The following is a 19,415-nucleotide window of genomic DNA, read 5'->3' as shown; positions in this document are numbered from 1 at the left end:
TTCTACACTGCTGATACTTCTTTCATTAATTCTCTGTGTTTTGCTCCCCATTGGCTCAGCTGTTTCCAAATTGGGATCAGCTCTATACCTATAGCCGTTAATTCGTACTCTACTCTTGGCGGAACCTCTGCATAAACGGTGCGCTTAATGATCCCGTCAGTTTCCAGTTCTCTTAAATGTAAAGTCAGCATACGCTCGGTAATGTTGCAGATTTCTCTTTTCAGCTCACTGAACCTGAGTTTACCCGGCTCCAGTTTACAAAGAATCAATAACTTCCATCTTCCACCAACCATACAAACTGAATAGGTTAAGTCACAGTCATTTGTAATATATTTTCTGTTTAAGTTATTTGTTGAATTCTCCTTGATATTTCCCATTACTTACTTTTTTGTATGTACCATACAATTTGTGTATTGCCTGTAAAAGTAAGGGTTACCATTTAATTTAGCCAGCTCAATTTAAATAAATCGGGATGATTAAATACAAACGTGTTTTATTCTCTGATAGAAAGCAAATAAGTCATGATTATAAACAAAAAAACAGCCTATATAGGATGCCTTGGAATGATTGGCATCATCAGTACAGAATTCGGAGTAATCGGTGTATTGCCTCAGCTGGCTGAGCATTATCAGATTACTATTGATAAAGCAGGTATTCTGCTCAGTGCATTTGCGCTGGTTATTGCACTAACTGGTCCATTTATGACTTTAATGGCCTCTGGTTTCGACCGCAAAAAAATTATGGTAGCCGCAATTGCGATATTTTTAGTTACCGGTATTGTTTCCTCTTTTGCACCTCCTTTCTGGTTGCTGCTTACGGTACGTATATTACCTGCATTCTTGCAGCCAGTTTATATTTCAACAGCCATTGCAGCCCCTTAACTACAGCGGCTTTTTTGTCAGGGACACTATTGATCCCTTTCGCTTTGCAATATTCAGCTGGAAATACGGGAATGACTATTTTGGTTGTTGCGGTTTGGGGTTTCCTTTATGCTCCTTGTTTTCTCAATGCTTCAGCTTATATGATTTCTGCTGCACCACATGCCTTAGAGTTTGCGAATAGCCTGGCTACTTCTTTTGGGAATCTTGGAGTTTCTGTGGGAACTATTGTGAGTGGATGGGTTATTGCGACAAGCGGAATAGCGATGTCTCCATGGGTTGGGATGAGTTTTGGCCTGCTGTCTTTGATCATGATCGGATTGAGAAGCCTCATTGAAAGCTGGCAGCAACGCGTGAAATGCTATTCCTGATCTTTAAATTTATCGCTTAAATTAAATAGCTTCTTCCTATATTACAGCTATGAAATGGTTCAATCAACCCGGCACATGGAATGGAAATGCCGCCCTTTTAAATTTCACTGTAGATCCGGATACGGATTACTGGCAAGTGACACATTATGGTTTTAAACGTGATAATGGCCCTTTTTACTACCAGGAGTTTACTGGTGATTTCCTGGCCAGCGTAAAAATTACAGGTCAGTATCAGGAGCTTTTCCACCAGGCTGGATTAATGATCAGGATCGATGAAAAGAACTGGATCAAAACGGGGATAGAATATGTCGATGGAGTTCAGAATATCAGTGCAGTGGTGACCAGAGAGGTTTCAGACTGGTCTGTAGTACCACGTCATGATAGTCCTGAATCGGTTTGGTTGAAATTATTGCGAAAAGGGGATTATGTAGAGATCAAATATTCATTTGATCAAAAGAAATATGATATGCTTCGTCTGGCTTATTTTCCTCCGGGAGTAAAAGTACAGATTGGCATGGTTGCTGCGGCTCCGGGAAAAGAGAGTTTTCCGGTAACTTTTGAAGATTTCAAGGTAGAGGTTGTATAAATTAAGGGAGCCTTCAGAGGCTCCCTTTTTTGTTTATAATTTGGGCTTACTTGCTACAAAGGGGGCTTTTTTTACATAAGTTGTATCTGTAATCTGGGAAATCAGGAAATCAGCCAGATCTGTTGTGCTGATCAGTTCTTCCAGACAATCTTTCAAATCAACTGCCAGGCCCCGTCTTTCTGTAGTTTTCTCAATCCAGGGCAATCTGACAATTGTCCAGTCTATTGAACTGGTGGTCAGTATTTCATAGGCTTTTTGTTTATCTGCCACAAACACAGGAAAAGTCGCCTTCATCCAGGCTGTGCCTTCTAAATTTTTAGCACTTTTCTGATCTCCCGGAACTTCAAGATTGGAGCCTGTCAATAAGATATACCTGCTGAGTTTAAACTCCTGCATAGCTTTGATGATATTTTCAGTAGCCAGGCTTGAAATGAGTATGTCATCTTTATTTTGTCCGATTGCACTGATTACTACGTCGCAGCCTTCAATTAACTGGCGTGTGGTTGCCATATCTTTGATGTCTCCTGCTACGATTTCCAATGCAGGATGTGATATTTTGTAGTCCTTTGGTTTTCTGATCAGAGATTTTACCTGGTATCCGTTAGTTAGTAATTCCTGAAGCAGGTATTGGCCCGCTTTTCCTGTTGCGCCTAATAGGGCAATTTTTATAGCTTGTTTCATTGATTTCTTTATAAAATTATTGAAAATATTGTGCCTTCACCACTAGTCAGCTGACCTGATGAATACACGGATTTTGGGAATCCGCTTGAATAAGCGATATTTTATAAAGACAGTAGAATGCATTAAATTTACATAATTTATCAATCACTTGTATATGAAGTTCCATCACTTAGAGCCGGTTACTAAAGGCGAATTCCATTTAACTATAAACGAAGCTGGTTTTGACCGTTCTTTTTTTCAGCGTGACCGGACGGATAAATTTCTAACGATTGCCTGGAACAAAGGAGCGCAGCAGGTGATTACAATTGATGGGGTTAAATATGACTTTCCTGAGCAGAGTATTTTACCTTTAATGGTGAACCAGTCTTTCCAGTTTGAAAAGCCTGAACAAATAGTAGCGTGGCAGTATAACAGGAATTTCTATTGCATTGTTGACCACGATAAAGAGGTGAGCTGTGTTGGGTTCTTATTTTACGGATCTACAGGTAATCTGTTTGTCAGACTAAATGAACAGGAGCAGAAAAAGATCACCTTGCTTTTTGAAATCTTTATTGAAGAATTTAATACGGTAGATAATATCCAGCGGGAGATGTTGCAGATGTTGCTGAAAAGATTGATCATTATCATTACCAGGCTCGCCAAAAGTCAATATGTAACGGATAAAAACCTGACAGATGATAAACTTGATATAATCAGGCGTTATAATCTGCTGGTTGAACAGCATTTTCGTTTACAGCATCAGGTGCAATTTTATGCAGAGCTGCTAAGTCGCTCGCCAAAGACATTAGCTAACCTGTTTGCAATTTATAATCATAAATCGCCTTTGGCTGTGATTCAGGAAAGGGTGGTTTTAGAGGCTAAACGACTCTTAATTTATACAGATAAGTCTGCGAAAGAAATCGCTTATGAGCTGGGTTTTGATGATGCGGCTTATTTCAGTAATTTCTTTAAGAAGCATGCTTCCTTTTCTCCTTCAGATTTCAGAGCAGCTAAATTAGTTTCTTAACTGGCTGGATTCTGCTGGTTTCAGGTATTCATGTTTCAGGCATTAATTACAAATCATCGGGAAGTCTCTCTATGGCTCAGGCTCACTTATAGGCAGATATTTGTAGTATTCAATAAGAAAAGAACATTAATAAATAAACGCATGAAAACATTCACAGTTCCAACCAGAGAAGAAGTAACTCCGGCTAACCAGGCTATTTTTGATAATTTAAACAAAATGGTAGGTTTTGTTCCAAATCTATATGCTGCATTTGCACATTCTGAAAATGCTTTAGGAAATTACCTGACGCTGCAAAACGCAAAAACCTCTATCAGAGCTAAAGAGCGTGAGGTTATAAATTTAGTAGTTAGCCAGGTCAATGATTGTCTATATTGTTTGAGCGCCCATACTGCCTTCGCAAAAATGAATGGCTTTACTGATGCTCAGATTTTAGAAATCCGTAAAGCTGCGATTACTTTTGATACAAAACTTTCAGCTTTGGCGAATTTGGTTAAAAGTATCACAGAGAACAAAGGACATGCAGATGCACAGCTTTTACTAGAATTCTATGCAGCAGGTTATACGGAAGGAAACCTGGTTGATATTGTAATGGTTATAGGTGACAAAGTGATTACGAATTACCTGCATGCTTTAACTGATATTCCTGTAGACTGGCCTTTAGCGCCTGCTTTGTAATAAATTCAGCATTGATAATATTGAAATATTAATCTATTTTTATATAGAATAAAAGATTAATTATGAAGATATTATCAATGCTTTTCTACTTGTTTGCGCATCATGGGGCCTGGTCATTCTTTGTGTTACTGATTACTGGCATTGCTATTTCTTTTTGGCGCAGAAGTATTTTTTACGTAGTTCTGAGCTTTATTTTAGCGCTTGCCAATGTTTTTACTGGTCAGTTCGTCAATGCAGCTTTCCTGGCACATTATGGTGTGAGGGGATCTGCTGTAGTTACACTGGAGCAGGAAACCAGTTCCACTTTAAATGATTCCCCGATCTGGGATTATGATGCAGTCATTCAAACTGCGGATGGAAAAGATGTCATAACGGATTTCTCTACTACTACCGCTTCGATCTATCCGATTCGCAATGAAATTATTATTCCGCCCCGCGGAGAGCGTTTCGTCGTTAAATATATCCCTGGTTTTGAAAAGAATATTGTGATCATGAGGGATGAATCACCTTATGGGATTAAAAGGAAAATTGCCGAAAATTTACAGCCATTATATAAAGCACAGGGCGAGTACAATTCCAATACTAAGAATGAGTCTTTCCGTAAAGCATATGTACAAGCGCTCAAAGATTATATAGAGAATCCGGAAAATGCAAGAGACAGTCTTCATATTAAGACTTTCAAATCAATTATCCAGGATTTAACTAATCCTTCATCAGTAAATCAACCGTAGCATTCGCATCAGCAATCACAGCTGCCGGATAATTATTAATTTCCAGAATTCTGATTGCATTCCTTGTTTTTAAAGGGCCTTTTTTAATGGTATGGTCAAAGACCAGTTCTTCTTCTGCAATAGTTTCAGAGAAATGATAATGTTCGTATTGTGTTTTCAGCAACTCATTAAGCTCGGTATCATGGGTGGAAACGAAAACCATATTATTGCCTTTGGCCAGGTAGGAGAGGATCGCTTTTCCAGCCGAAACCCGCTCTATCGTATTGGTTCCTTTGAAAATCTCATCCAGGATGAAGAAACAAGGTTCTTCGCTCACTGATTCTTCAATGAAGTTTTTGATAATCCTCATTTCTTCAAAATAATAACTCTTTTCTTCCAGTAAACTGTCTGAAATGGTAATAGAAGAGAATATTTTTGAATAAGGCATACTGAATTCTTTAGCCATGCAGGTAAATAAGGTTTGACCAAGAATCAGGTTTACACCTACAGATCTGATAAAAGTTGTTTTACCAGACATATTGGAACCCGTTAGCAATAGGTTTTTATGTTGTAGATCAAGATCGTTCGGAACACAATTTATAACTAACGGATGTTTAACACCTGAGATATGGATGCAATTTTCCTGGTTGAATACCGGCTTGCAATATTCTCCATCCCATGAATGTCTTAGCGAAGCAATAGAAATAGCAGTATCAACAGTTCCTATGAATTTAAAAAGTCTTTTTAGCAGGTCTTTTTGAGATCTCAGGGAATCAATAATAGAGTAAAAAAGGATAATTTCTACATTGAAGGCAATCTTTAACAGCTCGAACAGCATGTAGCCAATCATCACTGTATCCGCTTCAGCCATGTTATCCAGCTTTACGCCAAACATTTTTCTTTTCAGCGGAGTCAGTTCTTTAATGAGATTCGTTATTTCCGGGAATTGTGCATTGATCTTTGCATCAGCATCTAGTTTTTTAGCGGTATCAAACGCTTTTAGAAACTCACCAAGGGAAGAGGTGTGTACACTGACTTTGTTTTTATTCCAGTAATGAATTCCGGAATTGATAATAAATATTCCAAAAAAGACAAGCAGGAAGCCCGGATGGAATATCGCAGCAATCAGGGAAAGTACATTCAGAACAGAAAGAATATAGACGATAGGCATAAATGCAGGTGCCTCTATTTTCTTTGCATAAATCAGATCCTGGAAGTAATAGGAATCGTTTTTCTCGAGTATTTGTAAAGTGGCCTGTATATCGAGTCTCAGTTTTTCATCTTCGGTAATCAGATCTGAAAATTTATCCAGAAAAATCAGGTCTGTTTGGTCTTTATCAATTGTTCTAAGCCTTGCATATAGAAATTGCTGGCCTACTCTGGATATAGTTCTGTCGATCAGTTTGAAGACATCATTGATATATAAATCATCTGCTATTTTATCAGAAATCAGCTGTAGTTTTTCTGAAGATTCAGTAATTGTATTTAAGAAGTAGTTTTCTATTAAATCAATATCAATATATCTGCTGTTCTTGGCACTTCCCCAATCCCGCTTGAGTTCCTCCCGTTGTGTTTGAACAGCAAAGTTCTTTTTATAAAGATAAACAAGAAGGTAAAGTGCTACCAGGGCAAGAATAATATAAGCTAAAATCAGCATTTATGGTTATGATAGTATGAAAAGATGCGAAATTTAAATAAAAATAAGAGCATTACGAACAGGTTATCCAATTTTAACATTGACTTTATATAAGGCTGGTATGTTTGTGCCAGTAAAATATTTGGTTAGTATTTTCTAGTTAAGGTTTAGTTGATAAAAGAAATACCCGGGTGGATGTCCGGGTATTTTTTTTGCCCTGTCCCCTGGTAATAAATATTTATAAATAAAAGTTGCAAAAGTTAAATACTTTAATAAATTTGTAGTGTATTAGATAACTAATACACCTAGACGCTACAACCATGATAGAGATTTCTAACTTAACCTTTGGCTACAGTAAAAACTCATTATTGTTCAAGAACCTCAACCTGAAACTGGAAGCTGGCCATATTTATGGACTGCTCGGAAAAAATGGAGCTGGGAAATCAACATTACTGAAAAACTTAGCCGGACTCGTTTATCCTTTAGCCGGTCATTGTACTTTGAACCACTACAATGCTGCTGATCGTTTACCAGCTTTTTTACAAGAGCTGTTTTTTATACCCGAAGAGCTTTTCATGCCGGCACTCACTGCCGTACAGTTCATGGAAAGTACAGCACATTTTTATCCGGATTTTAATACGGAGCAATTCTATAAAATGCTTAAGCAGTTTGATGTACCTGATAACAAGCAACTGCACAAGTTATCGTTTGGACAGCAGAAAAAAGTAATGATCTGCTTTGGTCTGGCAACTAATACTGCTTTATTGATTATGGATGAGCCTACCAATGGATTGGATATTCCTTCTAAAATACAGTTCAGAAAAATAATTGCTTCTGCACTGACTGAAGAAAGGTGTGTAATCATTTCTACCCATCAGGTCAGAGATCTGGATAGCCTGATCGATACCTTAGTTGTACTGCATGAAAAAGAAATTGTACTGAACAATTCGCTGGATAACATTGCAGAAAAGTTGCTGTTTACTACAGCGGCCCAGGCAAATACTTCCGGGATATTATATGTAGAGGAAAATGCAATCGGCGTAAATACAATTAGTATTAATAACGCACAAAAATTTGGCAGGGTTGATATGGAAATGCTTTTTAATGCCATTATTTCTGGTAACCAATCAATTATCGACAGTTTAAAATAAATCACATGGACAATATATTTAGTTTTCAGCGCTTTTTTAAGTTGCTTAACAAACATACAAGAGAACATTATAAGGCCTATCTGATCTCAACTGCAGTATTGATTGGTATTTTATCTTTAATGCTGGGTTTTACAGCTTACCTGGGTGGTGGATCGTTAGACGTAAAAGCGCAATTTGCCTACTTCTTTATTTTTATGTTTTTATCAGGTACAATTTTTACCAGTATGGTATTTGCTGACCTCAGCGATAAAAAGAGATCTATCCCGGCATTGACACTTCCGGTATCTAATTTTGAACGTTTTTTTGTTGGATGGGTTTATTCTTATTTAATATTTCAAGTGATTTTCGTTACCTGTTATCTTATTGTAGACTCACTGGTGATCTATTTGGGCAATGTGAACCCGAATGTGAAAAATGAATTGTTTAGCGTGGTTGAAGGCAAAAATAAATTTATGATAGCATTTCTGATCTACGGCTTACTACATGCCATAGCTTTCCTTGGAGCGGTATTTTTTGAAAAGTTGCATTTTATCAAAACAGCTTTTGTCATTTTTATTATGCTGGGTGCCCTTCAATTGATTAATGTGCCATTAATTAGCTTTTTCTTTAAAACAAATGCACGTATGCAGCCAATATTTGCTGGTGTATCCCTCCAGGAAAGAAACGACTATTATTTTATAAGTCCCACAGATCAGTCTTTTGCAGTATTGATTACGATGTTCCTTGCAGTATCCATTGTATTGTGGGCGGCAGCATTTTTTAAACTGAAAGAAAAACAAGTATAGAATGGAATTTAGAGAAAACGAAGCCATATATCTGCAAATAGCAGCATTTGTCGGAGATAATATACTGATAGAGAAATGGATTGAAAAGATTCCGTCTGTAAGGGAACTGGCAGTAGATCTTCAGGTAAACCCGAACACAGTAATGCGAGCGTATGAGTTCCTTCAAGTCAAAGAAGTGATTGTCAATAAACGGGGAATTGGCCTCTTTGTGGCTCCTGAAGCAAAAGAAAAACTGAAAAGCTATAGAAAAGAAAAATTCCTGGGACAGGAACTCCCTGAGTTTTTTAGAAATATCTCTCTGCTGGAAATCAGTATAGAAGAAATTAAACAACGCTATGAAACCTTTATCCAAACCAATAATAAACCTGAACAACCATGAAGACAAGTACAATGTTAATTATCACAGCTATCCTGATCGTACTGGGATCTTTAGTAGCTTTTAACTATACCCTTAAAGCAGTTTATTTGACCGGAGAATATAAAAGTCGTTTTGATGGAATGGATTTTACCCCTTTTAATGGAATAGAAAAACTCAATATACAAACTGAAAGATTATCGAATGTTCAAGTTGAGTATGGGGTTCAGGAAGGTATATGGGTTGAGCGGGACATTAAAGATAATGTGAAATTCGAAGCCAGCCAGCATACACTTCACTTAGGCGAATCTGATGCGAGTAAGCAAAAGAAATCATCCTGGATCAATGGCCGTATTATCATTATTACCAAAAATTTGAATGCGATTGCAACAATCTCAAATTTTAAACCTAAAAAAGGCGAACGCTATCCGTATGGTTCAAGCGAGATTAGTTTGAAAGGGTATCACCTGGGGCAGCTCGATTTGAAGATTGAATCCTATGTGAGTGTTTATCTGCATCGTATGGAAGTACAAACGTTAAATGCAATTGTTGGAACTAAAACAAGTGAAGGCGCAGAACTTACACTCTCTTCGGATACCAAAATCAACAGTGCTATTTTGAACGTCCCTGGAAACAGTAAACTAACTATGCTGGATCCGAAAATTGTAAAAACAAACTATCTGTTATCTGATAGTGCAACTGTCTCGCTGAACGGAAGAGTCGTGCAAATGATTAAATAAATCTGGCCTGAGCATTTTGAAATTAAGCTGCTGTCTTCTTGAACAAAGACAGCAGCTTTTTCTTTTCTTCCAAACTATTTTATCCTTTGAAAATCAAAATAACCATTTAATGTGCTTTGAATGAGTATAGTTAGTCTTTTTTTACATTAAATACTACTAATTCTATGTATAATATATATCTTTGAAATAATGGACCCTGAAAACGTCTTTTAAACAAAACAATCCTTAACCAAGATTTATTGACATGCAAAGTTTTAGAACGGAGCTGGAGAACCCGGTAGTAGAAAAAGATATTATAGATCTTGAACAAAAGATCCGTGCCTTCCGTGAAGGAAAAATACACGACGAAAAGTTTCGCAGTCTTCGGCTTGCGCGTGGTGTTTATGGTCAGCGGCAGCCGGGCGTACAAATGGTGCGTATCAAATTGCCGTTCGGAAAAGTCACTTTTAAACAGTTATTGCGTATTGCCGATGTTTCTGATGAATATGGTAGTGGAAATCTGCATTTAACCACCAGGCAGGACATTCAAATTCATTATGTGAGTTTGGATCGTACCCCTGAATTGTGGGCAGAACTGGAGCGTGATGATATTACTTTACGTGAAGCTTGTGGTAATACCGTTAGAAATGTAACTTCTTCGCCTGATGCAGGGATCAATCCTCAGGAACTTTTTGATGTTTCTCCTTATGCGCAGGCCGTATTTAAATATTTTTTAAGGAACCCTATCTGCCAGGAAATGGGCAGAAAGATCAAGATCTCTTTTTCAGCAACAGAGAAAGATACCGCTTTCAGTTATATTCATGATTTAGGCTTCATACCGAAGCTGAATGAAAAAGGCGAGCGTGGGTTTAAAGTCATGTTTGCAGGCGGTTTAGGTGCGCAACCTTTTCTGGCGAGTATAGTGCATGATTTTCTTCCTGAAGATCAATTGATTCCTTATGCAGAGTCTGTTTTAAGGGTTTTTGACCGTCACGGAGAAAGAACCAACAGAAATAAAGCAAGAATGAAGTATCTGGTTCAAAAACTTGGATTAGAAGAAGTAACGCGCTTAATTGCTGAAGAAGTTATTGCTAATAAATCAAAAACTTTTAAGGTTGACCTGGGTACAGTACCAATGCCTGTATTGCCAGAAACTGCAGCGCTGTCAAATGAGCGCCCGGCAGATGAAACGCATTATAAAAGATGGCTGGATACCAACGTATTTCCGCAAAAACAAAATGGTTTTTATGGAGTATATATCAAAGTACCTGTAGGGGACATCAAAACTGATAAAACAAGGTTATTTGTAGCGGCGATACGTCCTTATGTGGCAGATGAAATCAGGATTACACAGAATCAGGGCTTGTTATTGAAATTTGTCAGCGCAGAAGCACTGATTCCTCTATATAAAGCACTGAATGAACTGGATTTTGCAGTTCCGGGATTTGATAGTGTGGGTGATATTACGACCTGCCCGGGAACAGATACTTGTAATTTAGGAATTGCGAACAGTATGTCTCTTGCAGCGGTACTGGAAGCCGTAATTCAGGAAGAATATCCTGATCTGATTTACGATAAAGATATTAAGATAAAAATAAGCGGCTGTATGAATTCATGCGGTCAGCATGGTCTGGCACACATTGGATTTCATGGAAGTTCAGTCAAAGCAAACGGAAAAGTTGTGCCTGCGGTGCAGGTCATGATAGGTGGAGGAACAGTAGGCGATGGCGTAGGCCGGGTAGCCGAACGTGTAATCAAAGCGCCAACTAAACGGGCACCTGCCATCCTGCGTACAGTTTTGGATGACTATGATGCGAATTCTGGCGCAGATGAAAGTTTCCACCAGTATTATGATGCTAAAGGTAAGGATCACTTTTACCAGTTATTAAAACCACTGGCAGACCTTACTGCTTTGAAAGATGAAGAGTTTGTAGACTGGGGGCATGAAGAAACCTTTGTCACTGCAATTGGCGTAGGCGAATGTGCAGGGGTAGTGATTGATTTGGTGGCTACACTTTTACTCGAAGGAGAAGAGAAGCTGTTATGGGCAGGTTCGGCTTTTGAAGGCAAAGCCTGGTCTGATGCAATTTATCATTCCTATAGTGTATTTGTGAATACCGCAAAAGCACTGTTACTGGATAAAAGTATCAGCAGCAGTACCCAAACAGGGGTAATCAGAGAGTTTGATACCAACTTTGTAGAGACGGGTGAGGTAGTTTTACCTTCAACTTTTAGTGAACTCGTCCTGCAAATTAATAAAAATGAACCGACAGAAGAGTTTGCTACAGCTTATCTGGAGCAGGCAACACAATTTTATTCAGCAATGAGAGCGAAGAGGGAGGCGCAGGTAAATGTTAATTAATTCAGGAACAAAAAGAGAAATCAGAGCGCCAAGAATTACGCTTGTTGGCGCTGGGCCGGGAGATCCGGAACTGATTACGATGAAGGGCGCAAACGCATTAAAAGATGCGGATGTGGTTTTATATGATGCGTTGGTGAATGAAAAAGTATTGGAATACGCTGCTGCGGATGCTATCAAAGTATATGTAGGAAAACGTTCTGGTGAACATTCTTATTCACAAGAAGCGATCAATAAACTGATGGTGGACTATGCGATTAATTATGGACATGTAGTGCGTTTGAAAGGTGGTGATCCATTTGTATTTGGCCGTGGTTATGAAGAGCTGAATTTTGCAGCAGGTTATAGTATCCCGGCGCAGATGATTCCGGGATTGTCAAGTTCCATTTCCGTACCTGGTTTACAGCAGATCCCGGTTACACACCGCGGGTTAAGTGAAAGCTTCTGGGTGGTGACAGGATCTACTGCTTCTGGTGCAATATCCAATGACCTTTATGAAGCTGTCCGTACCAAGGCAACAGTCGTGGTTTTGATGGGGCTGAACAAATTGAAAGACATTGTCAAGCTTTACAAGCAAGAGGGGAAAGCAAATTTACCAGTTGCTGTAATTCAAAGCGGTTCTACTGAAGAAGAAAAACTGGCGATTGGTATTGTCGATACGATTGAAGAAGTTGTGCTGGAAAAAGGAATCGGGGCACCTGCCATTTTAGTATTTGGTGAAGTAGTTTCCCTGCATCCTCAATTTCAGCCTATCAAAGATTTTTTTGCAGCCATTAAAGAAGAGTTATAACCTGTGGAAGAACTAAAAGGCAATCAACTATTTCCTGTTTTTTTAAAGCTCAATCAGCTGCATACGGTCATCATCGGAGCAGGGCCTGTAGGTCTTGAAAAGCTGAATGCCGTGCTTGGTCAGAGTGAACAGGCAGAAATTACAGTGATTGCGCAAGAGATAAATGAAGAGGCTTATGAACTGGCTAAACGCTTGCCGCGAGTTAAACTTTTGAAGAAAAGTTATACAGCGACCGACCTGCATCAGGCAGATATTGTGATTGCTGCCACGAATAATAACGCACTGAATGAAGAAATAATACGTGATGCCCACGCATTGAAATTACTGGTTAATGTGGCTGATAAGCCTGATTTATGTGATTTCTACCTGGGTTCTATCGTGAAAAAAGGAGATTTGAAAATTGCAATCTCTACCAATGGCAAATCACCAACCATTGCTAAAAGATTAAAAGAATTGTTTAATGATAACCTACCGGGCGAACTGGATATTACTTTGCAGCAAATGAGTTCATTACGAAATACTTTACAGGGAGATTTCAGTTCGAAAGTAAAGAAGCTGAATGAAGTGAGCGCGGTACTTGTAGAACCTGCTGTTCAGCACGCTGCAGAGCCCGCTGTTCAGAAAAGTTCGTACCCTAAGTTTAAATGGTTCATCTGGTTAACAATTGTATTGTCAATTGCTGTCCTGATTGCTGTTTTCTGGCAAAGGGAACCGGAGTTTCAGGCTTATGTAGCGGAGATTAACCCTATGTTTTACTGGTTTTTAGCGGGAGGTTTTATTTTTGCAATGGTAGATGGTGCTATAGGCATGTCTTACGGGGTTACTTCTACTGCTTTTTCACTTTCTATGGGGATTCCGCCAGCTTCGGCTAGTATGGGTGTCCATTTATCTGAAGTACTGAGTAATGGTATTGCTGGCTGGATGCACTACCGGATGGGTAATATCAACTGGAAACTGTTTAAATTACTGATTATTCCGGGTATTCTGGGCGCAGTGGCAGGAGCTTATTTATTGTCTTCTCTGGAGCATTATGGAGCTTATATCAAACCATTTATCTCCTTATATACTTTGATACTTGGTGGGGTGATTCTTTCCAAGGCCTTCAATATTTCCAGAAAGAGAGTTGGCGGAAAGATTAAGAAAATCACTTTATTAGGTCTTTTTGGTGGTTTTATTGATGCTGTAGGCGGCGGCGGATGGGGTTCTATTGTTTTATCCAGTCTGATTGCCGGCGGCAGAAATGCCAGGTTCTCCCTGGGAACAGTAAAATTAACCCGTTTCTTTATTGCGCTGATGAGCTCCTTGACGTTTATTACGATGCTGAAGTCTGCACATTGGGAAGCGGTAGCAGGATTGGTTATCGGCAGTGCATTAGCAGCACCGATAGCTGCAAAAGTTTCTAACCGTATCTCGGTTAAGAGCATTATGGTTGCAGTAGGGATTATCGTAATCGCAGTGAGTTTAAGAAGTATTATTATGTTTATTATAAAAGTTATATAAAATGAAAGCGTACCTGGAAGAAATAGCTGTGCAGATTAAAGACATGGGCCCGGTGGAAGCCCTGACTTTCCTTTCGCAGAAATTTGCGGGACAGATTACCTTTTCTACGAGTTTTGGCTGGGAAGATCAGGTCATTACGGATTTGATATTTGCCAATGATCTGCCAATAAAAGTGTTTACACTGGAAACCGGCCGTTTATTCCCTGAAACATACTATGTATGGAACAGAACGCTGGAAAACTATCAAAAGCCTATTTATGCCTATCATCCGGATGAAGCAGCACTGGAAGCTATGGTTTCTAAAAAGGGGCCAAATAGTTTTTATGAATCAGTTGAGAATAGAAAAGAGTGTTGTGCGATCCGCAAGATCGTGCCTTTAAAAAGGGCACTCAAAGGGAATCAATGCTGGGTAACCGGGATCAGGGCAGAACAATCTTTAAACCGTACAGACATGTCAAACCTGGAATGGGACGAAGAAAATCAACTGATTAAATTTCATCCAATCTTTTATTGGAGCCTGGAAGAAGTCAAAGCTTACATTAAGCAAAATAATATTGTATACAATACCCTTCATGACAAAGGATTTCCGAGCATTGGTTGCGCTCCCTGTACCAGGGCAGTTCAGGAAGGTGAGGATTTCAGAGCTGGAAGATGGTGGTGGGAAGATCAGTCAAAGAAGGAATGTGGTTTGCACGCCACAAAATAACGAGAAACACATGAGTAAATATAATTTAGATTATTTAGACGAATTAGAAGCAGAAGCCATTCATATTCTGCGGGAGGTAGCGGGGCAGTTCGAGAAGCCGGCATTACTTTTTTCAGGCGGAAAAGATTCTATTACCCTGGTCAGGCTTGCTGAAAAAGCTTTCCGTCCAGGTAAATTCCCTTTTCCACTGGTACATATTGACACCGGGCATAATTTCCAGGAAACGATTGACTACCGGGATGAAATGGTAGAACGTTTAGGCGAAAAGCTCATCGTAGGTTATGTGCAGGAATCAATTGATAACGGTAAAGTAATTGAGCAGAAAGGTAAAAATGCAAGCAGAAATGCTTTGCAGACTGTGACTTTACTGGATACCATCGCGCAGCACGGTTTTGATGCCTGTATTGGTGGTGCGAGAAGGGATGAGGAAAAAGCGAGAGCTAAAGAACGTATTTTTTCGGTAAGGGATGAATTTGGTCAGTGGGACCCAAAGCGTCAGCGCCCGGAGCTGTGGAATATTTATAATGGCAGAATCCATAAAGGAGAAAATGTAAGGGTATTCCCGATCAGTAACTGGACGGAGCTGGACGTGTGGAACTATATCCGCAGGGAAAAAATGAGTTTACCGTCTATCTATTTTGCGCATAACAGGGATTGTATCACCAGAAATGGACAACTGATGGCTGCATCTCCTTTTCTGAATATGGATGAGGCAGATGTTGTAACCCACCGCAAAGTGAGGTTCCGTACCGTAGGGGATATGAGCTGTACTGCAGCAGTTGAGTCTGATGCTGATCAGATTGATGATATTATAGAGGAAATCAGCGCATCAAAAATAAGTGAACGTGGAGCCCGCCTGGACGATAAAGTGTCTGAAGCAGCGATGGAAGACCGCAAAAAAGGAGGATACTTTTAATGAATATACTTAAGTTTTTTACAGCAGGAAGTGTTGATGACGGGAAAAGCACCCTGATCGGCAGATTATTATATGATACGGGTTCTATTCTGGCAGATCAGCTGGAAGCTTTACAGCAGTCGAACCGCAAAAACGATGACGGTACAATTGATCTGGCTATTTTAACCGATGGGCTGCGGGCAGAAAGAGAACAGGGGATCACTATTGATGTGGCTTATAAGTACTTTCAGACTGAGAAAAGGAAGTTTATTATTGCAGATACACCTGGTCATATTCAGTATACCCGTAATATGGTTACCGGTGCATCGACAGCTAATCTGGCTATCATCCTGGTAGATGCAAGAAATGGTGTGGTAGAGCAGACCATCAGGCATTCTTACCTGGTTTCCTTACTTGGGGTAAGCCACGTAGTGATCTGTATCAATAAAATGGATATGGAAGGTTACAGTGAAGAAGTATTTAATACGATCACTGAAAACTATAAAAAGATGGCCGCGAAGCTGAATTTACAGGATATTACTTTTATCCCGGTAAGTGCTTTAAAAGGGGATAATATTGTCCATACTTCTGAAAATATGCCGTGGTATAAAGGAACCAGTTTGCTGGATTTTCTGGAAACGGTGGAAGTGACAGTAAATCAGGATCTGCATTATGCAAGGATGCCTGTGCAATGGGTTATTCGTCCGCAAACTGAAGCGCTGCATGATTACAGAGGTTATGCAGGCCGGATTTTGAGTGGTGCTTTTAAGGTGAATGATAAAGTAACTGTGCTGCCTTCGGGCAATAGTTCTGTCATTGACCGGATTGAAATCTTTGAGCAGACTCCACAGGAAGCGACCGCCGGGCAATCTGTTACTTTACACCTGAAAGATAATATTGATATTAGCAGGGGGGACGTACTGGTCAATTCAAGTTATCTGCCACAGCGTTCTCAATTGATAGAGGCTGACCTGTGCTGGATGGATAATAAGCCGATGGATGATTCTATTACTTATTTCTTACAGCATAACAGTAAGCTGACCAAGTGTAAGATCAGAGAAATCCTGCATAAAGTAAATATCAATACTTTAGAAAAAGAGGAAACTCATGAGTTCAAATTAAATGATATAGGACGTGTGGTTATTAAAACGGCTGATGAACTGGCTTTTGATTTATACACTGAAAATAAGGCCAATGGTTCGGCGATTTTAATTGACGGACGTACCAATTTAACGGTAGGTGCACTGATGTTCAGAGCTATAGTTGAATAAAAATAAATGACATTTAATGATAAACAGCAAGGGATAAACCAAAACGTTTGTCCCTTTTTTGATAGAAAAGGATTTTATAGTTAGATAGTGATAAACTGGCATTATATTTAGCTATTGTTACAAGGATGGATTTTAAATTATTTAAAGAGATGTTAAAAAGAATATTAGTGGCAACTTTTACTGCAGCCGTTCTGGCCTGCCAGGCTACTCCAAAGCCACAACAGGTGGTTGAGGGTATTCCAAATATTATGCCTGATCAAAAGCAAAGCCTGGTTGCAAGACAGGTCGTTGCACTGATAGAAAATTACAATTATAAAAAGATAGTAGTAAATGATTCTATCTCTTCGATTGTACTGGATAAGTATATCAAAGCACTGGATCCTTACCGTAATTATTTCCTGGCTTCAGATATTAAAGATTTTGAGCAGTTCAGGACAACACTGGACGATTCTTTCAGAGACGGTGATCTGAGTGCCCCATTTTATATCTTTAATATTTATTCCAAAAGATATAATGAAACGCTGGATTATGCGATGGCGCATATTAAAGATAAATATGATTTCAATCAGCAGGATACCTATGTTTTTAACCGGGAGAAAATGCCCTGGGTAACTTCAATTGCTACGCTGAATGATATTTGGAAAAAGAAAGTTAAATATGAACTGGTTAATTTAAAGCTGGCGGGAACCTCGGATGCTAAAAATGCGGAAACATTGACCAAAAGATACAAAAACCTGAAGTTACAATCTTCTAAGTTGAATAATCAGGATGTGTTTCAGGTATTGATGGATGCCTTTACAGGAGCTATAGACCCGCATACCAACTATTTTAATCCATCTAATGCCAGTCAGTTTAATGAGCAGATGTCCCGTTCGATAGAAGGGATTGGTGCTTATCTGCAATCTGAAAATGATGTGTTGAAAATTGCAGAAGTGACACCAGGCGGGCCGGCTTATAAAAGTAAACAACTGCATGCAGGAGACCGGATTATTGGAGTTGCACAAGCGGATGGTGAATTTGAAGATATTATTGGCTGGAGACTGGACAATGCTGTTGCAAAAATCAAAGGCCCTAAAGGGACTGTAGTCCGGTTGAAAATTATCCCTGTAGGCCATGATATGTCTTCAAAACCTGTGATTATAGAGATCACCAGGGAGAAGATTGTAATGGAAGATCAATCAGCTAAAAAAGAAGTGAAAACCATCCATTCTAATGGCAAACCTTATAAAGTAGGAATCATTAGTGTGCCTGCGTTTTATATAGATTCTAAAGCTGCAATAGCTAAAGAGGCTAACTATAAAAGCACAACACGTGATGTTAAACTATTAATTGATACCCTGAAAAATAAAGATAAAGTGGATGCGATTGTGATGGATCTTCGCGGTAATGGCGGAGGGTCTTTGCTGGAAGCCATTGACCTTACTGGTTTGTTTATTGATCAGGGGCCTGTTGTTCAGGTGAAAGATCAAAAAGGAGAGGTTGAAGTAGATAGTGATGAAAATCCTGGTGTAGCGTGGAGTGGGCCTTTTGGAGTGCTCGTAGACCGTACAACTGCTTCTGCTTCTGAGATCTTTGCAGGTGCAATACAAGATTATGGAAGAGGGGTGATTATCGGAACACAGACTTATGGTAAAGGGACTGTACAGCAGCCGATTGATTTAAATAAACTGGTTAATCCTTCGATTTTGGAGCGTTTAGCTAGCTTAGTCAAATTGGATAGTACAGGTAAACCTGTTCAAACAGCTGAAGTTCCTCAATTAGGGCAAATCAATTTAACTATCGCTAAGTTTTATCGTGTAAATGGTAGCAGTACACAGCATAAAGGGGTGATGCCGGATATTACTTTACCTTCTTTTTATCCAATGGATAAAGTAGGTGAGGATACAGAAGCTTCTGCTTTACCTTGGGATGAGATCCAGAAATCGGATTTTGTACCGGTGGCTAACCTGGCTGCACTGAGAACAGAACTGGCTAAACTGCATGAAACAAGGATGGATAAATCGCTGGATTACAAGATTCTGGTTCAGGATATTGCAGACATGAAAAAACGTAATCTGGAAACTTCAGTTACTTTGAATGAGAATAAACTGAAGTCAGAAAGGGAAGTGCTGGAGGTTAAAGCTTTAGAAAAAACCAATAAATTGAGAGCTACAAGAGGATTGCCACCAGTTAAAAAGGGTGATAAAATCAAAAAGAGTGAAAATTTTGATTTCTTAGAAGATGAAACTTTAAGAGTAATGGCAGATTATATTCAATTGAAGCCTACAGTTTAATCCTAAAATACTATCTTAAGAAGCCGTTTAAAATCAAATTAAACGGCTTCTTTCATTTTAACTATTAC

20 protein-coding genes are annotated in these 19,415 nt (G+C 39.1%); 17 read left to right on the top strand and 3 right to left on the bottom strand.

From position 1 onward, the window contains the following. Positions 1–2 precede the first annotated feature (2 nt). Positions 3–377 (bottom strand): winged helix-turn-helix transcriptional regulator, encoded by a 375-nt coding sequence (locus LY11_RS00445; protein ID WP_111631774.1) that lies wholly within the window; start codon positions 375–377, stop codon positions 3–5. Positions 378–521: 144 nt separating this feature from the next. On the opposite strand from LY11_RS00445, the gene LY11_RS27015 reads away from it, so the two are divergent. The 3 genes from LY11_RS27015 to LY11_RS00435 are packed head-to-tail and all read left to right on the top strand — an operon-like array spanning position 522 to position 1,835. After that, on the top strand, positions 522–881 hold the full coding sequence (locus LY11_RS27015) for an MFS transporter (protein WP_245952533.1): 360 nt from the start codon (positions 522–524) through the stop codon (positions 879–881). Positions 882–895: 14 nt separating this feature from the next. Continuing rightward, positions 896–1,249, top strand: a complete 354-nt coding sequence (locus LY11_RS27010; protein WP_245952531.1) for an MFS transporter — start codon at positions 896–898, stop codon at positions 1,247–1,249. 49 nt (positions 1,250–1,298) lie between these two features. Then, positions 1,299–1,835 carry a DUF1349 domain-containing protein gene (locus LY11_RS00435; protein ID WP_211321459.1) on the top strand — a complete coding sequence of 179 codons (537 nt, stop codon included), beginning with the start codon at positions 1,299–1,301 and terminating at the stop codon, positions 1,833–1,835. Positions 1,836–1,868: 33 nt separating this feature from the next. Here LY11_RS00435 and LY11_RS00430 read toward each other — a convergent pair whose 3' ends face one another. After that, complete coding sequence (locus LY11_RS00430) at positions 1,869–2,516, bottom strand: NAD(P)-dependent oxidoreductase (protein WP_111631772.1); 648 nt, start codon at positions 2,514–2,516, stop codon at positions 1,869–1,871. A 154-nt stretch (positions 2,517–2,670) separates the two neighbouring features. Here LY11_RS00430 and LY11_RS00425 point away from each other — a divergent pair, with 154 nt between their 5' ends. From LY11_RS00425 to LY11_RS00415, 3 genes are all read left to right on the top strand, one after another. Then, positions 2,671–3,522, top strand: a complete 852-nt coding sequence (locus LY11_RS00425) for a helix-turn-helix domain-containing protein (protein ID WP_111631771.1) — start codon at positions 2,671–2,673, stop codon at positions 3,520–3,522. 141 nt (positions 3,523–3,663) lie between these two features. After that, a complete protein-coding gene (locus tag LY11_RS00420) occupies positions 3,664–4,197 on the top strand; it encodes a carboxymuconolactone decarboxylase family protein (protein WP_111631770.1) in 534 nt (177 codons plus the stop codon). Between the two features lie 62 nt (positions 4,198–4,259). After that, positions 4,260–4,928: a hypothetical protein gene (locus tag LY11_RS00415; RefSeq protein ID WP_146610773.1), complete on the top strand. Its 669-nt coding sequence runs from the start codon at positions 4,260–4,262 to the stop codon at positions 4,926–4,928. On the opposite strand, the gene LY11_RS00410 is transcribed toward LY11_RS00415, so the two are convergent. Next, positions 4,900–6,564, bottom strand: a complete 1,665-nt coding sequence (locus tag LY11_RS00410; RefSeq protein ID WP_111631768.1) for a MutS-related protein — start codon at positions 6,562–6,564, stop codon at positions 4,900–4,902. The genes LY11_RS00415 and LY11_RS00410 overlap by 29 nt on opposite strands. Positions 6,565–6,863: 299 nt before the next feature. Here LY11_RS00410 and LY11_RS00405 point away from each other — a divergent pair, with 299 nt between their 5' ends. The 11 genes from LY11_RS00405 to LY11_RS00355 all read left to right on the top strand — a co-directional run bounded on the left by LY11_RS00405 (position 6,864) and on the right by LY11_RS00355 (position 19,347). Further along, positions 6,864–7,694, top strand: a complete 831-nt coding sequence (locus LY11_RS00405) for an ABC transporter ATP-binding protein (RefSeq protein WP_111631767.1) — start codon at positions 6,864–6,866, stop codon at positions 7,692–7,694. Positions 7,695–7,699: 5 nt separating this feature from the next. Next, positions 7,700–8,479 (top strand): hypothetical protein, encoded by a 780-nt coding sequence (locus tag LY11_RS00400; RefSeq protein ID WP_111631766.1) that lies wholly within the window; start codon positions 7,700–7,702, stop codon positions 8,477–8,479. Between the two features lies 1 nt (position 8,480). Beyond that, positions 8,481–8,858 carry a GntR family transcriptional regulator gene (locus LY11_RS00395; RefSeq protein WP_111631765.1) on the top strand — a complete coding sequence of 126 codons (378 nt, stop codon included), beginning with the start codon at positions 8,481–8,483 and terminating at the stop codon, positions 8,856–8,858. Beyond that, the gene (locus tag LY11_RS00390; RefSeq protein ID WP_111631764.1) at positions 8,855–9,574 is read left to right on the top strand and encodes a hypothetical protein; all 720 of its coding nucleotides are present in this window, start codon (positions 8,855–8,857) and stop codon (positions 9,572–9,574) included. Before LY11_RS00395 ends, LY11_RS00390 begins: the two co-directional genes overlap by 4 nt. A 244-nt stretch (positions 9,575–9,818) precedes the next feature. Then, positions 9,819–11,915, top strand: coding sequence for a nitrite reductase (locus LY11_RS00385; RefSeq protein WP_111631763.1), 2,097 nt, complete (start codon positions 9,819–9,821; stop codon positions 11,913–11,915). Next, on the top strand, positions 11,905–12,702 hold the full coding sequence (cobA, locus tag LY11_RS00380) for a uroporphyrinogen-III C-methyltransferase (protein WP_111631762.1): 798 nt from the start codon (positions 11,905–11,907) through the stop codon (positions 12,700–12,702). Before LY11_RS00385 ends, cobA begins: the two co-directional genes overlap by 11 nt. 3 nt (positions 12,703–12,705) lie before the next feature. Then, positions 12,706–14,202 (top strand): TSUP family transporter, encoded by a 1,497-nt coding sequence (locus LY11_RS00375; RefSeq protein ID WP_111631761.1) that lies wholly within the window; start codon positions 12,706–12,708, stop codon positions 14,200–14,202. Between the two features lies 1 nt (position 14,203). After that, positions 14,204–14,908: a phosphoadenylyl-sulfate reductase gene (locus LY11_RS00370; RefSeq protein ID WP_111631760.1), complete on the top strand. Its 705-nt coding sequence runs from the start codon at positions 14,204–14,206 to the stop codon at positions 14,906–14,908. A gap of 10 nt (positions 14,909–14,918) precedes the next feature. Continuing rightward, on the top strand, positions 14,919–15,824 hold the full coding sequence (gene cysD / locus LY11_RS00365) for a sulfate adenylyltransferase subunit CysD (protein WP_111631759.1): 906 nt from the start codon (positions 14,919–14,921) through the stop codon (positions 15,822–15,824). Beyond that, the gene (locus LY11_RS00360; protein WP_111631758.1) at positions 15,824–17,074 is read left to right on the top strand and encodes a sulfate adenylyltransferase subunit 1; all 1,251 of its coding nucleotides are present in this window, start codon (positions 15,824–15,826) and stop codon (positions 17,072–17,074) included. Before cysD ends, LY11_RS00360 begins: the two co-directional genes overlap by 1 nt. 149 nt (positions 17,075–17,223) lie before the next feature. After that, positions 17,224–19,347, top strand: coding sequence for a carboxy terminal-processing peptidase (locus LY11_RS00355; RefSeq protein WP_245952529.1), 2,124 nt, complete (start codon positions 17,224–17,226; stop codon positions 19,345–19,347). The last annotated feature ends 68 nt before the right edge of the window (positions 19,348–19,415 follow it).

Origin of the sequence: Pedobacter cryoconitis, from assembly GCF_003259615.1 — a bacterium.
Lineage (GTDB): Bacteria > Bacteroidota > Bacteroidia > Sphingobacteriales > Sphingobacteriaceae > Pedobacter > Pedobacter cryoconitis.
Note: the sequence above shows the minus strand (reverse complement) of the source record. Positions and strands in the feature narration are given on the sequence as shown.